Consider the following 14933-nt stretch of genomic DNA (forward strand, 5'->3'; position numbering starts at 1 on the left):
AAGAAATCTAGTCATGCTAAATACCTACAAGACCACACAAAAAACTCGAGAACCTCCCGAGTTTCCATTTATTTTACTTATCACCAAGTGCAGTCACGTAGTTGTATGCTTCGATACCTGCTGTGGCACCATCCCCTACGGCTGTTGTAATTTGGCGAAGGTCTTTCTGGCGGACATCCCCAATGGCAAAGATACCAGGAATACGTGTCGCCATCTTATCATCTGTAATTACCCAACCATCTTGGTCAGTGATGTCAAGACCTGTCAAGTAATCTGAAACTGGATCAAGTCCCACATAAACAAAGACACCGCCAAATTCGTGGTTAGTCACCTCACCAGTTTTGACATTCTTGATATCAACACTGCGAACCTTGATATCATCACCCTTGATTTCTTCAACGACTGAATCCCAGATAAACTTGACCTTTTCATTGGCGAAGGCACGGTCTTGAAGAACCTTTTGGGCACGCAATTCATCACGACGGTGAACAATGGTCACGCTATTGGCAAAGCGTGTCAAATAAATTCCTTCTTCAACGGCAGAGTCTCCACCACCAACAACCAAGAGGTCTTGATTACGGAAGAAGGCACCATCACACACCGCACAGTAAGATACACCACGGCTGTTGTACTCTTCTTCACCAGCAACACCAATATGACGGTGTTTGGCACCAGTCGCAATGATAACTGTCTTGGTTTGGTACTCCTCATCACCAGTTTTAACAACTTTATAGTCACCCTTGTCTTCGATACCAGACACAATACCATAAAGATTTTCAACGCCCAATTTTTCCAAGGGTTCAAACATCTTCATTGACAATTCTGGACCAGAGATACTTTCAAAACCAGGGTAATTTTCAATATCAGACGTGTTATTCATCTGTCCACCAGGAGCACCTTGCTCCAAAGTTGCCACTTTAAGGTTGGCACGTGCTGCATAGAGTGCTGCAGTCATCCCCGCAGGACCAGCTCCAATAACAATTGTATCGTACATGAGTAACTCCTTATATGATTTTCTTGTAGAGATATCTTACACCTAATGTGCCAACAAAGCTAGAATTATGCATTCAGCACGATAAGAATCGCCATAAAAGCAAATGCCAAAACTGGAATCGAAACCATCGACATCATAATAGCATCATAGAGGGCACCTTGACGCTCCTTAACAGTTTTGTCTGCACGACGTAACGCACGCCATCCAAGCCAAATGGCACCAATCACCAAGCACACAAAGAAAGCAATCACAAGGCCTAAGAGATAAAATTTAAAAATATTTAATAACATAAATCATCCTAAAGTGAGAAATAGAAAAGGCTGAGATAACATTCTCCAACCTCTAAATTCGACTAGTAATAACTGCACGATGCAGCCTCTGATTGGACTATAGTCGCCTTTGAAACATTCAAAAGTTCCTAATCATCCTTGTGGGATTTTGACTATGGACTAAACTGTAGTCCTATCCCACTACCTTTTCTATTGTAACAAAAATCCCATCTTAAAGATATTGTTTTGAATAAGAAGCGAAAAATTCTTTTGTTCGTTCTTCTTTTGGATGGTTAAAGATTTCATCAGGTGTTCCTTGTTCAAGGATATGCCCTTTTTCAAGAAAGAGCACCTTGTCAGCTACTTGATAAACAAAGTTCATGTCGTGACTGACCAAAATCATGGTTTGACCTGACTTAGCCGCATCAGCGATTGATTTTTCAACCTCACCAACCAACTCAGGGTCAAGGGCAGATGTCGGTTCGTCAAGCAAGAGCACATCAGGCTTCATTGCAAGGGCGCGGGCCAAGGCCACACGTTGCTTTTGACCACCTGACAAGTGACGTGGGTAGTGATTTTCACGATTAGAAAGCCCAACCTTAGCGAGCTCTTCTTTAGCAATCTTGGTAGCTTCGTCGTCAGAAAGTTTCTTAACAATCTTAAGACCTTCCTTAACATTATCCAAGGCTGTACGACGTTCAAAGAGGTTGAACTGTTGGAACACCATGGACAACTTACGACGAAGAGTAAGGATTTGCTCTTTGGTAATTGTTTCGAAATCTACCTTGAAATCATCAATGGTAATGGTACCAGAATCAGGTTGCTCCAAATAGTTTAAGCTACGAAGGATTGTTGACTTACCTGCACCAGAGGCACCAACAAGAGCTACAACTTCACCCTTTTCAATGTCAATATCAATGCCATCAAGAACCTTTTGTCCTGAAAATTCTTTGGTCAAATTTTTGATACTAATCATTAGCGGTCACCTCCAATGCCAGAAATGTCAGTCGCTTCAGGAGCCTTAATGGCCATGTGATTTTCAACTGAACGACCAATGTACTCAATCAAGATTGAGATTGCCCAGTATACAAGGGCAACTGAGATATAACGTTCAAAGTAACGGTAGTCGGCACCACCCAAGATTTGAGCCTGTGCATACATTTCGACGATACCTGCACTAAAGGCAAGTGATGTTCCCTTAGTCAAACCAATCAAACTGTTAATCAAACTTGGTGTCGCAATAACTGCCGCATTTGGAATGATGACACGACGGTAAACTTGTGCTGATGTCATCCCAAGAGAACGGGCAGCTTCGATTTCCCCAGCGTCAACGGCCTGAATCGCTGCACGGATGGTCTCACTCATGTAAGCTGCTTCATTAAAGGCAAAGGCTGTAATAGCGAAGATAGCTGGTGGAATCTCATTAATGTTCCAATCTAAACCGAACTCACCATTCAAGTAACGAAGGAAGAGTGGAATACCATAGTAAGTCAACATGAGTTGGACAAGGATTGGTGTCCCACGCAAGAAGCTCACAAAAACGGCTTGAATTGGATAAAGGATACGTACTCGATTGATTTTAACAACCGCAAAGACAAGGGCCAAAATCAAACCGAAGAAGGCACCTGCAATGGTCAAGCCCAAGGTTAAAGGCAAGCGTTCTACAATCTGAGGAACTGCATCAAAGACAGCCTTCCATGAGAAGAGCTTACCAGCTGGCATCCAAGATGCAATCCATTTGAAGACAATTGTAACCAATTGCAAAACATAGCCCCAAAGGATCTCCACTAACCATGATAAGAGATTAGCCAGAGCAACAACTACTCTCAAACCAATTAAGCCAACGACAACTTGGAGGTACCAAGGTAACCGATTAAATACTTCAATACTTTTTTTCACAATGTCGCCCTTTCTTTCTAAAAAAGTCGGTTAGCCTAGAGCTAACCGTTCAAATATCTTATCATAAATTTTATAATATTCATTTTAGCACGACTCAGAAAGTCTGTGAAATAGTCTTTTCTTATCAAAGTGATAAGGAAATCATATCACTGATAATTCAACTTTATTAACGTCAAAAAGCTGAGACAGCAGTCTCAACTTTTAACAGTCTTATTTCAAATCACTGACGTAATCGCCACCGAAGTATTCCTTGCTGAGTTTGGCAAGGGTTCCATCCTTCTTAAGTTCTTTGATACGTTTATTGACAAAAGTCTTGAGTTCCTTACCTTGCTTATCATTTGAGAAAAGAAGATATTCAAGACCATCAGTCTTCATACCGATATCGTCTTTTATCTTGTTTACTGACAACTTATAGCCTTGATCTTTGACAATGTACTCAGACGAAATCGCATCGTAAAGGATAAAATCAATTTTTCCTTCTTGAATGTGTTGAACACGTGTTGAAAGACCAGTTGAGCTAGAAGCGTAGTTGATTGTAATTGGTGTCTTGTCCGAATTGGCATGGTTCCAATTTTCAAGCAATTGAGCATAGTTAGAGCCAGGAAGTACTTCTGTCGTCTTACCAGACAAATCGTCTAGGCTGGTATACTTGGTCCCCTCAGCACTAGTGATGGCGTAGTTAGAACGTGAAATCGGATCTGAGAAACCATATTTCTGCGCACGCTCTTCATTGTAGTTGAAGTCATTAGCCGCAATCTGATAACGTCCAGAATCCACCCCTGTCAAGATGGAATCAAAAGGCGTCGTCACAAACTTGACCTCATACTTGTCTGAATCCTTGAAAATAGCCTTGACCAAATCAATATCATACCCCTTGAAGTCGTCACCTTTTTTGAAAGTGAAGGGCGCCGTATCAGAGTCCGTCGCAACAGTAATCGTCTGCTTCTCACCAGATGCCTTACCGTCACTCTTGTTTCCACAAGCAGCCAAAGTCAAAACTGACAAGCCAAGAATCCCTAAACCTGCAAGCCATTTTTTCATATCTATATTCCTCGATACTTTCATTAATAGTTAGTGATAACAGTTTACCATCTTCATCCCAACTCGTCTAATAATAAAATCCTAAGTGGTGATAGATAAAGGTTATAGGGGGTGAGAGGAAGAATAACAAGATAGAAAAAAGCTGCCACTCATGTGACAACTCCTTTCGTCCAAAACAGCTTTCCGTACATGTTTAACATCAAATCCAATAAAACACTACTTATCCTTATCTGATGACTTACTGCTTGAGTCGCTACTATCTTCAGGTTGATAGTCTGACAAATTCTTATGGATACGTTCGGCGTAAACGGCTCTGCTTCCTGATTCGTCATGGTCGACCAAGGCTTCGGCAAGCTCTTTATAATCTTCTACAGAAATAGTCCAGTTTCCACCATCATCTTTGGTAAGCTTGAAGGTCTTTTCCAGATTATCAGCACCTGTCAAAGGTGTATAGGACATTTCTTTATCAATGTCCTTAAATTGCGTCAAATCACCGTTAAAGTTTTCACCATAAAGGAACTTCGTTGTGAGATCTTTGGCTTTCCCCTTTTCCACATCGTTGTTATCAGCTTGATTCCATTGTTTCAACTTGTCAATGTCGTTGTCATAGAGACTCATAAGGAGAGTACGAACAGCAGCTGCAGCTCCATAGGCACTAACAGAACGTGAAGTAAAGGTAACTGTCGCATCATTTCCCTTAACTTTGACATCCTTCAGCTTATAGTCCTGAATCTTACCAATCATATTACGACGGACCTTAAGGAACTTAGAAAGTACTTGAGTTGGAGTCTTGGCATCATAGCCTTCAATGTATTTAAACGTATACTTTTCTTCCGGTGTATACCCCTTCTCTTCAATAGTGTCTGCAACCTGTTTTTCAAAGACATTCGTTTCAGTCCATGTTTCGTAATTTTCTCCGTAGAGTTTTGAAAAACCGTTACTTGATTTTCCAAGCATGGTGTCAATCAAAATCGTCGCATCAGCCTTGGCACGCTCTGTCGGTGTTGGTGTGGCCTTTTTCTTTTCCGCTGGCTTGTTTGACGCACAGGCTACGAGAATCAGGCAAGCTGCTAGGACGAGTCCTAAGTAAGTAAACAGTTTTTTCATTAAGATTATTCCCTCATTTCTATTGGTTACTATTTAAGATAGCATAGGTCTGATGATTCTTCAAGGTCACTTTTCAGGGTATGAAGCAAAACTCTACCTATTATATTGTTTTTTAATCATGACTCCAAATCATCCAAATCTAACTGCCTGCCCTCTTGGTCTTCCAAACCTGTCAGGGTAACACCTAAGAGACGAACACCACTGCTATTTTCCTCCAGCTGGTCGAAAATGGTGTGAGCAATCCTTTCGATGGTGTCGAAATCCTGGGTCGATTTGTCCAAGGTCATACGCTTGGTTAAGGTTGAGAAATCCGAATAACGGACCTTGATGACAATAATTCGACCGACTTTTTTAGTTTTCTGAGCACTTTCAGCTACTCGCCTAGCATTCTTAGTCAACTCAGCCTTGATGTCATCTTCATTATAGAGAAGCTTGCCGTAGGTTCGCTCACTTCCGATCGATTTACGGACACGATTGGGCCTAACAGGACTATTGGAAATCCCCCTAGCCTTTCGAAAGAGATCAAATCCAAAACGTCCAAAACGATCAATCAGTGTCATCTCAGGAACCTTCAGAAGATCGGCACCGGTGTAGATGTCCATGTCATGAAGACGTTCAACTGACTTTTTACCTACCCCATGAAACTTTTCAATAGGGAGCTTTTCCAAAAATTCCTGAGCCTCCTCTGGAAGTACCACCGTCAAACCAGCAGGCTTTTGAAAATCAGAGGCTAGTTTGGCGATAAATTTATTATAGGAAACACCTGCCGAACAAGTCAGGTGAAGTTCCTGCCAAATATCATACTGGATGAGCTTAGCCACCTTAACCGCCGATTTGACACCAAGCTTATTTATCGTCACATCAAGATAGGCTTCATCGATAGACATAGGCTCAACCAAGTCAGTATAGCGTTTAAAAATCTCACGAATTTGCATCCCTACCTCTCGGTAATGGCTATAATTTCCTGAGATAAAGACAGCATTAGGACAACGTTCATAGGCTTCCTTAGAAGACATGGCTGAATGGACACCATATTTTCTAGCCTCATAATTACAAGTTGATACCACACCACGTCCCCCTGTTTTTCTAGGATCATGACCGATAATAACCGGCTTGTCCTTAAGACTGGGGTCATCCCTCATCTCGACCTGAGCAAAAAAGGCGTCCATATCAATATGGATGATTTTCCGACTGGTATCATTTATTAGAGGAAACTCTAACATGGCTTCCTGCCTCCTTTCTCAGATTTATCTCATTGTAAAGCTTTTCACATAAAACTTTGGGCCTACAAAGCATTCTCCCCTTATGATACCAAAATCTATCAAAAAACAGAAATTTATAATACAGATTTATCGTTTTCAAAACTGTATTATAAAAGAATGTCTCTAAAAATGGAGTTTTAAAGTTGTGTAAGCGGTTACTGTGTGATAGAATACTTCTAGAGAATGTAACAGATGATTTTGTTACTAGAATTATAGGAGATCCAAACTATGGCAACGGTTAAAACCAACACAGATGTTTTTGAAAAAGCGTGGGAAGGCTTTAAAGGAACTGACTGGAAAGAAAAAGCTAGCGTTTCACGTTTCGTTCAAGCAAACTACACACCTTATGATGGTGACGAAAGCTTCCTTGCAGGACCAACTGAACGCTCTCTAAAAATTAAAAAAATCGTAGATGAAACTAAAGCAGGCTATGAAGCTGAAGGACGCTTCCCAATGGATACTCGTCCAACTTCAATTGCTGACATTGACGCAGGGTACATTTCAAAAGAAGATGAACTTATCTATGGTATCCAAAATGATGAGCTCTTCAAATTGAACTTCATGCCTAAAGGTGGTATCCGTATGGCGGAAACTGCTTTGAAAGAACACGGTTATGAACCAGACCCAGCTGTACACGAAATTTTCACAAAATACGTGACTACAGTTAACGATGGTATCTTCCGTGCTTACACTTCAAACATCCGTCGTGCACGTCACGCTCACACAGTTACTGGTCTTCCAGATGCTTACTCACGTGGACGTATCATCGGGGTTTACGCTCGTCTTGCCCTTTACGGTGCTGACTACTTGATGCAAGAAAAAGTTAACGACTGGAATGCTATTAAAGAAATCGACGAAGAAACTATCCGTCTTCGTGAAGAAGTTAACCTTCAATACCAAGCACTTCAAGATGTCGTTCGCCTTGGTGACCTTTACGGTGTAGATGTTCGTCGTCCTGCCTTCGATACTAAAGAAGCTATCCAATGGACAAACATCGCCTTCATGGCAGTATGTCGTGTAATCAATGGTGCCGCTACTTCACTTGGTCGTGTGCCAATCGTCCTTGACGTATACGCAGAACGTGACCTTGCTCGTGGTACCTACACTGAATCAGAAATCCAAGAATTCGTTGATGATTTCGTTATGAAACTTCGTACAGTTAAGTTTGCTCGTACAAAAGCTTACGACCAATTGTACTCAGGTGACCCAACATTCATCACAACTTCTATGGCTGGTATGGGTGCTGACGGACGTCACCGTGTTACTAAGATGGACTACCGTTTCTTGAACACTCTTGACAACATCGGTAACTCTCCAGAACCAAACTTGACAGTTCTTTGGACTGACAAATTGCCTTACTCATTCCGTCGCTACTGTATGCACATGAGCCACAAGCACTCTTCTATCCAATATGAAGGTGTGACTACTATGGCTAAAGACGGATACGGGGAAATGAGCTGTATCTCATGTTGTGTATCACCACTTGACCCAGAAAACGAAGAACAACGCCACAACATCCAATACTTCGGTGCTCGTGTTAACGTACTTAAAGCCCTTCTTACTGGTTTGAACGGTGGTTACGACGATGTTCATAAAGACTACAAAGTATTTGACATCGATCCAATCCGTGATGAAGTTCTTGACTTTGACACTGTTAAAGCTAACTTCGAAAAATCTCTTGACTGGTTGACTGACACTTACGTAGATGCCCTTAACATCATCCACTACATGACTGATAAGTACAACTACGAAGCTGTTCAAATGGCCTTCTTGCCAACTAAACAACGTGCTAACATGGGATTCGGTATCTGTGGTTTCGCAAATACTGTTGATACATTGTCAGCAATCAAATACGCTACAGTTAAACCAATCCGTGACGAAGATGGCTACATCTACGACTACGAAACAATCGGTGAATACCCACGTTGGGGTGAAGATGACCCACGTTCAAACGAATTGGCAGAATGGTTGATTGAAGCTTACACTACTCGTCTTCGTAGCCACAAACTCTACAAAGATGCAGAAGCTACAGTTTCACTTCTTACAATCACTTCTAACGTTGCTTACTCTAAACAAACTGGTAACTCTCCAGTTCACAAAGGGGTATATCTCAACGAAGATGGTTCAGTGAACTTGTCTAAATTGGAATTCTTCTCACCAGGTGCTAACCCATCTAACAAAGCTAAAGGTGGATGGTTGCAAAACTTGAACTCACTTGCAAGCCTTGACTTCGGTTATGCAGCTGACGGTATCTCACTTACTACTCAAGTATCACCTCGTGCCCTTGGTAAGACTCACGACGAACAAGTTGATAACCTCGTAACTATCCTCGACGGATACTTCGAAAATGGTGGACAACACGTTAACTTGAACGTAATGGACTTGTCAGACGTTTATGAAAAGATCATGAGCGGTGAAGATGTTATCGTACGTATCTCTGGATACTGTGTAAACACTAAATACCTCACTCCAGAACAAAAAACCGAATTGACACAACGTGTCTTCCACGAAGTTCTTTCAATGGACGACGCTTTGGGATAAAAATGAATAAAGAGCTCGCAATTGCGAGTTCTTTTCTTTTTGTAAAACACTTGTTTTCATTATATTTTTCTAAATCTACTATAATTTACATTTGACTTTTTCTCAGATTAGCTATAAAATAAAAGCGTTTCCGTTTGGTATCTCCAAACACTTCCTTCTCAGAAGCACCATAGAGAAACGATACTCAATTACGTCAAATGGATGGTTTCTAATAACACGTAAACTATCATTGTTATATGACCAAAGAGTATAAGGAGGATAAATGAATAAGAAAAGTTTTAAGCTAATTGGATTAGTAGCTCTCGTAGCAAGTACAGTCCTACTCGTAGCCTGCCAATCCGAGACAAAAACCGAAAACTCAAAGTCCAAGGACGTTCAATGGGGTTATACTGGCTCTACTGGTCCAGACCATTGGGGTGACCTTTCGAAAGATTATGAACTCAGCAAAAATGGTAAAGAACAATCTCCGATCAATATCACCGTAGCTGAGGATGTTGATCTTCCTGAACTAAACCTTAATAATCAAGAATCAGAAGCTCAAGTTGAAAATAACGGGCATACTATTGAAGTCAGCTTTAAAAATCCAAAGAATACCCTAACGATTGGTAACGAAGTTTACAAGTTGCAACAGTTCCATTTTCACGCACCAGCTGAGAATGAAATTGATGGTCAGACTTATCCTCTAGAGGGGCACTTCGTCTATAAGACAGATAATGGGAAAATCACAGTTATCTCAGTTCTCTATAATTATGGTGATGAAAATCAAGCCTTAAAACAAATCTGGGACAAAATGCCTCAGGCGGCCAATACTGAAACTGAGCTTTCTCAAGTCATCTCACTTGATGAATTCTATCCTGAAGACAAGGACTACTACAACTTTGAAGGTTCCCTAACAACACCTCCATGTACTGAAGGTGTTAACTGGATTGTCTTCAAGAATCAAGAAACTGTCAGCAAGGAACAAGTGGAGAAATTCACTCAAACCCTTGGATTTGAAAATAACCGTCCTATCCAAGATACAAACGGTCGAAAGATAAATGAATAAAACAAGATAAAGAGCTTGATGATAACTCCTCTCATCAAGCTTTTTTTCGTTGACGATATACTAGAATCTTTGTTACACTGGTTCTATGATTATCAAACATACAAGAGATACACTTTCAGAGACTTATCTAGATGCTGTGGCTATTCGAAACACCGTTTTCGTTAAAGGCCAAGGAGTTCCTCACTCTATCGAGATTGACGCAAATGAAGCCTACTGTATTCACTTTGTTTTATACGATGATAAAGACAAGGCTGCAGCAACCGTACGCCTACTACCTAATAAAGATTTGACTCAGCTTACCCTCCAACGTATGGCAGTGCTCGAGGCCTACCAAGGTCAAGGTCTGGGAAGCATTCTCTTGAAAGAAGCTGAAGATTTCGCACAAGAGCAAGGCTTCCAGACTATTTCTCTCCATGCTCAACTCGGGGCACTTAAGTTCTACCTCAATAATGGCTATCAGGAAGTCGGTAAAATCTTTGAAGAGGCTGGTATCCAACACATTACTGTTGAAAAATCATTACTAAGTAAAAAAGCTTAAGCAGTAGGTCAACTGCTTAAGCTTCTTCTTTTGTCGCAAATATAGGATAGCCATGCTCGACAGCAAGAACTGATACATATTCTCTTTTCTTTAATGTCTCTACGATCTTTTTCCAGTATTTCTGCCCTTTAAAAAGAAAGACAAACACTCCCATGCAGACCAAAAAACCAAGAAATTGTTTATATTCAGAAGATGACAGTTTTGATTCTAGTTCTAGGAGCTCAAACAGTCCTCTCAATAGAACTGTAAAGGTAATTATTATAAGGCTAAGTCCACTAAAGTATCCTAAACATATAAGCAAATACCCTATTTGAAGCTTCTTGGAACGCTTCTTGTAGAGTAACTTATAGTCCTGACTGTACTTTTCAAATACAGGAAAGTGAATATCAAATCCTCTCCTCATACGAATGACTTTCAAATCAGGTTGGGCACGATAACCAAGGCAATGAATCAATTTGTATAGTATCTCTCTTATCAAGATATAAGAAGAAGCGATTATAGGGACTACTATACAAGAAAATACAAGAACACCTAAATAGAAGGAATCTTTATCAAATGCCAACAAGTCGACCATCACCCCAAAAAACATACCACAGACAAAGAGACTACTCCCGTTAAGCACACAAAAGAGGAGACTCAAAAACCAAGGGACAAGTTTGCTTTCCTTAGAATGTCTACTCGACCGTTTCACGAATCAGCTCCTTCTTCATTATCTCAATCAAAGCATCTCTGTCCTTAATCCATTGAGCCCTCTCATCCCTATAATAGGTACGATTACTGAGGAAAATAGCTGCACGTTGAGCTGAGATATTGATAAGCACAAAGGTACCTGTATAACCAGTATGAAGAATCCAATCGCCTTGAAGGTCCCAAGCGACACTGCGTTCCTTATTGGATTGGCTGATATTCTGCGTCAGATTTTTAGCAAAATCATCCCTCAAATAATGGTCAATAAAGATTTCCAAGTCCTTTAGGGTTGAAAAGAGACCTGCTGACCCTGTATGCTCTTTGAGCACTCGAGCCTTGGGATCGTGAACAGTTCCTCCCGGAATTCCCTCAACAGTTGGAACAGCAACCTCAACTGGCCCAAACCGTGTTTCAGACATACCAAACGGTTGAAAAATCTCGCTGTCAAAGAGCCTGTCCAGTCTTTGTCCAGAGACTTTCTCAAGCATCAAGCCTAGGAGAATAAAATTAATATCGGTATACAAGAAAGGTTTATCATCCTTAACTTTGATGGCATTAATAGCAGAAATCAAGCCAGCTTGGTCTAACTCATCACGGTTTGGAATAAAAGGATCAATGCCGCTACTATGAGAAAGAAGCTGACGAAGGGTTAGCGTCTTATCCACTACTGCAGGATAATAGGTCGATAGTTTCTCGTCCAAGTCCAATTTTCCCATCTGCAAGTAGAAAAGACAGAGGGTCCCTACTCCTACCACCTTGGAAACACTGGCTAGATCATAGGTCAGTCCTGGAACTACCGGAATATTTCCATCCTGAGTTCCTAGATAATGCTCCTGCCAATCTTGTCCGTCATAAAGTGCAAGGCTGGCACCCGGGAAGATGTCAGCCTTGATGTAGTCTGTAATTGTTGACAATGTTTGTTTAAAATTAGTCATTATTTTGTTAGCCAAACCTCAATATTACTCATATCAGTCAGTGCGAGTAGGCTTTCTTTAGTATCTAGATAACTTGAGAACTGTTCCTTTTCAAGTTTCTCATGCAAGGCAACCAAGTCGTAGTCTTCAGCTACCTTAAATTCTAGAATTTCCAAATCCCAAGTCTGGTCTGGACTCACTTGGAGGTCAGGACCTTCTGCTTTCTCAAAGTGGATAGACAAAGGCAATTCTTCACCAAAAAGATTGTCGTAAAAGAAAGCTGCTTGAGCTGTATCAACAACGTTCAAGGTCAAAGACTCGACCGTAAAGTCTGACATTCCTTTGAAATCTTCTTTTTCTTCAACATCTGCGTACTCGACTGTCTTGAGAGTAGACAAGTCATCTTCGGCATGCATCAAAATAAGACCATTCTCAGGTGAGATTGTTTCAAAAGCATACCCTTTTTCCCCTTGGAAAATAGCCTTGGCTTGGTGATCATCACGCGCCAAAAGGTACTCAATCTCAAGTGGATCTGAAACCTTGATAACCACTTTATTAATTTTCTTAGGGCCTTCAACCGCACGGCAACGGTAAGCTGGTGACTCCTCAATCACAAAAAGTGAGTTACGGTCTGTCCAATCTGTGAAGACCGCAAGGGCATTTTCCTCAGTCAAAAGCTTAAATCCTAATGTATTTTGGTAAAAATCAATATTTTCTTGTCTGTTATTCACACGAAAGATTGGTGTGTGAAACTTAAAATTCCCTGATTGCGTCATGACAACCTCCATTCTTTTCTATTTTATCCGAAAAGAGCCTGTGTGACAAGGATTTTCCTAAGAAAAAACAGGATTGTAATTTTTTCACATTCTTTCACATAAATTATGAAAATCATTATATTATATTTACCGTAGGACTAGCTATTTCCTCATTTTAGAGTATAATAGAGACTATGAAAACTCTCGTCAATCATTTGGCGTTTAGACATACCTATCAGGGACTCTTTTTACTGCTGATGATAGCTATCCCAAACCTGGCTTTAGGTATGACAACGTCCTATAACAATCAGACTGGGTTGACCTTCACTAGCCTTGAAAGCTGGGGAATTATCGCTGTCAATCTCATTATTTTTTATATTACCTATCTTTGGGCTAAAAATGAAGGTTTGCTTACTCACTTTAGACTCGACCGAAAGGATACTAAAGCTATTATCTGGGGCTTTGTGCTTATTTTTCTGATGGGAGTTATTGGAAGCAATCTTATGCTACTGACTCACACCAACTATCATGCAGAACTTCAAAGAACTCTTACGACAACCCCTATCCTACCAGTAGCCATTGGCATGATGACCACAGCCTTCTTACAAGAACTACTCTTTCGCAAGTGGATTTTCTCTTGGCTGGCTCCTTATTCGACAGTTGCTGTTTTAGTGAGTACCGGTCTCTTTTGCCTATTCCATATGCCTACCAACCTTGCCCACCTCCTCCTTTATATTGGAATGGGCTTGGCTCTCTCTATGATTTACCAAAAAAGAGAAAATCTATCAGCGGCTATCTCACTTCATGTCCTATGGAATCTTTTCACCTTAGGTGCTACAATCCTAGTTATAACTACTCCTATGTAACTGAGAAAACTTTCTCAGTTTTTTTGCTACTTTCAAAATTTTTAGCGTAAAAAAATCTGAAGCACTAACTTCAGATTTTTTGTTATTGATTAAAGGTAGAGGGCTTTGAACAAGTATACAGCCAAAATTCCTGCAAGGATTGGAGCTACAACTGGAACCCAAGCATACCACCATTTAGAATCACCTTTGTGCTCACCAAGAACTGATGTTGGCAAGATGTGGTGAAGAAGACGTGGCATCAAGTCACGGGCTGGGTTAAGGGCTGGTCCTGTAGGTCCACCAAATGATAGAACCAAGGCACAAACCAAGAAACCAACACCAATGTGAGCTACAGCAAGAGATCCATTCGCCATTTGGCCTGTTACAGCTTCTTTATCATACCCATATTGGACTGCTTGTGAGACCAATTTGTGACCAAAGTAGTTGTTAGTCAAGGCAAGGGCACCAAAGAAGAGAAGGAATGAACCTGCAAACTCATTGGCAAAACCGTTAGCCCATGCACGATTACGATTTTCTGGAGTGTCATCATGATCGTCAACTGCTGAAATCGTTGAGAAAGTACCAAGAATATTGTTTGGATTCTCAGTCTGTACATAGTAAGGTTGGTGAACCCAAACCACGATAGCTTGACCTACAAAGGCACCAAGAAGTTGTGCAATAAGGTATCCAGGAACGCCTACCCATGAGAACAAGCCAGAAGCAGCAAGTCCAAGTGTGAAAGCAGGGTTGATGTGGTTACCAGAAACATCACCAAACATAAGGGCTGGCATCATAACACCAAAACCATAACCAAAGGCGATAACAATCCAACCAGATTTGTTACCTTTTGTTCCCTTAAGCTCAACGTTGGCAACAGCACCATTACCAAGGGCTACAAGAAAAGCAGTCGCGATAAACTCAGTGAGGTATTTCAAAACCCATTCACTGGTGAACGCTTCTTTTAGAAAATCATTCATTTGTCTCTTTATTTCCTTTCGATTTTACAATAATTTAGACATCTATCATTTTATCAAGT

Annotated in this window: 15 protein-coding genes; 4 read left to right on the forward strand and 11 right to left on the reverse strand. The window is 40.8% G+C overall.

The annotated features are described in order from the left end of the window. Positions 1-73: 73 nt before the first annotated feature. The 7 genes from trxB to dinB all read right to left on the reverse strand — a co-directional run bounded on the left by trxB (position 74) and on the right by dinB (position 6533). The gene (gene trxB / locus BSR19_RS08625) at positions 74-1027 is read right to left on the reverse strand and encodes a thioredoxin-disulfide reductase (protein ID WP_255296714.1); all 954 of its coding nucleotides are present in this window, start codon (positions 1025-1027) and stop codon (positions 74-76) included. Positions 1028-1059: 32 nt separating this feature from the next. After that, positions 1060-1284, reverse strand: a complete 225-nt coding sequence (locus BSR19_RS08630) for a DUF4059 family protein (RefSeq protein WP_002884393.1) — start codon at positions 1282-1284, stop codon at positions 1060-1062. 211 nt (positions 1285-1495) lie between these two features. Further along, positions 1496-2239: an amino acid ABC transporter ATP-binding protein gene (locus BSR19_RS08635; RefSeq protein ID WP_002891704.1), complete on the reverse strand. Its 744-nt coding sequence runs from the start codon at positions 2237-2239 to the stop codon at positions 1496-1498. Further along, positions 2239-2985, reverse strand: a complete 747-nt coding sequence (locus BSR19_RS08640) for an amino acid ABC transporter permease (RefSeq protein WP_134954496.1) — start codon at positions 2983-2985, stop codon at positions 2239-2241. Before BSR19_RS08640 ends, BSR19_RS08635 begins: the two co-directional genes overlap by 1 nt. Before the next feature lie 387 nt (positions 2986-3372). Continuing rightward, positions 3373-4203 (reverse strand): transporter substrate-binding domain-containing protein, encoded by an 831-nt coding sequence (locus BSR19_RS08645; protein WP_156246992.1) that lies wholly within the window; start codon positions 4201-4203, stop codon positions 3373-3375. Positions 4204-4419: 216 nt separating this feature from the next. Further along, positions 4420-5310, reverse strand: coding sequence for a peptidase (locus BSR19_RS08650; protein ID WP_073949691.1), 891 nt, complete (start codon positions 5308-5310; stop codon positions 4420-4422). 116 nt (positions 5311-5426) lie between these two features. Then, on the reverse strand, positions 5427-6533 hold the full coding sequence (gene dinB, locus BSR19_RS08655) for a DNA polymerase IV (RefSeq protein WP_013991108.1): 1107 nt from the start codon (positions 6531-6533) through the stop codon (positions 5427-5429). 267 nt (positions 6534-6800) lie between these two features. Between dinB and pflB the strand changes: the two genes are divergently transcribed. The 3 genes from pflB (at position 6801) to BSR19_RS08670 (ending at position 10696) form a co-directional block, all read left to right on the forward strand. Next, positions 6801-9113: a formate C-acetyltransferase gene (gene pflB, locus BSR19_RS08660; protein WP_002891716.1), complete on the forward strand. Its 2313-nt coding sequence runs from the start codon at positions 6801-6803 to the stop codon at positions 9111-9113. A gap of 262 nt (positions 9114-9375) precedes the next feature. Further along, a complete protein-coding gene (locus BSR19_RS08665) occupies positions 9376-10158 on the forward strand; it encodes a carbonic anhydrase (RefSeq protein ID WP_156246993.1) in 783 nt (260 codons plus the stop codon). A gap of 85 nt (positions 10159-10243) precedes the next feature. Further along, positions 10244-10696 carry a GNAT family N-acetyltransferase gene (locus BSR19_RS08670; RefSeq protein ID WP_073688431.1) on the forward strand — a complete coding sequence of 151 codons (453 nt, stop codon included), beginning with the start codon at positions 10244-10246 and terminating at the stop codon, positions 10694-10696. A gap of 16 nt (positions 10697-10712) precedes the next feature. On the opposite strand, the gene BSR19_RS08675 is transcribed toward BSR19_RS08670, so the two are convergent. Genes BSR19_RS08675 through BSR19_RS08685 form a run of 3 tightly spaced genes read right to left on the reverse strand, consistent with a single transcriptional unit; the run spans position 10713 to position 13073 of the window. Then, positions 10713-11387: a hypothetical protein gene (locus BSR19_RS08675; protein ID WP_156246994.1), complete on the reverse strand. Its 675-nt coding sequence runs from the start codon at positions 11385-11387 to the stop codon at positions 10713-10715. Next, positions 11371-12318, reverse strand: coding sequence for a serine hydrolase domain-containing protein (locus tag BSR19_RS08680; RefSeq protein WP_156246995.1), 948 nt, complete (start codon positions 12316-12318; stop codon positions 11371-11373). The genes BSR19_RS08675 and BSR19_RS08680 overlap by 17 nt, the downstream gene beginning before the upstream one ends. After that, entirely contained in the window at positions 12318-13073 is a 756-nt protein-coding gene (locus BSR19_RS08685; RefSeq protein WP_156246996.1) for a CppA family protein, read from the reverse strand. Before BSR19_RS08685 ends, BSR19_RS08680 begins: the two co-directional genes overlap by 1 nt. A 173-nt stretch (positions 13074-13246) precedes the next feature. Between BSR19_RS08685 and BSR19_RS08690 the strand changes: the two genes are divergently transcribed. After that, a complete protein-coding gene (locus BSR19_RS08690; RefSeq protein ID WP_084869533.1) occupies positions 13247-13918 on the forward strand; it encodes a CPBP family intramembrane glutamic endopeptidase in 672 nt (223 codons plus the stop codon). Positions 13919-14007: 89 nt separating this feature from the next. Here BSR19_RS08690 and gla read toward each other — a convergent pair whose 3' ends face one another. Beyond that, positions 14008-14874: an aquaglyceroporin Gla gene (gene gla, locus BSR19_RS08695; protein WP_037602504.1), complete on the reverse strand. Its 867-nt coding sequence runs from the start codon at positions 14872-14874 to the stop codon at positions 14008-14010. Positions 14875-14933 lie beyond the last annotated feature (59 nt).

Source organism: Streptococcus salivarius (assembly GCF_009738225.1).
GTDB lineage: Bacteria > Bacillota > Bacilli > Lactobacillales > Streptococcaceae > Streptococcus.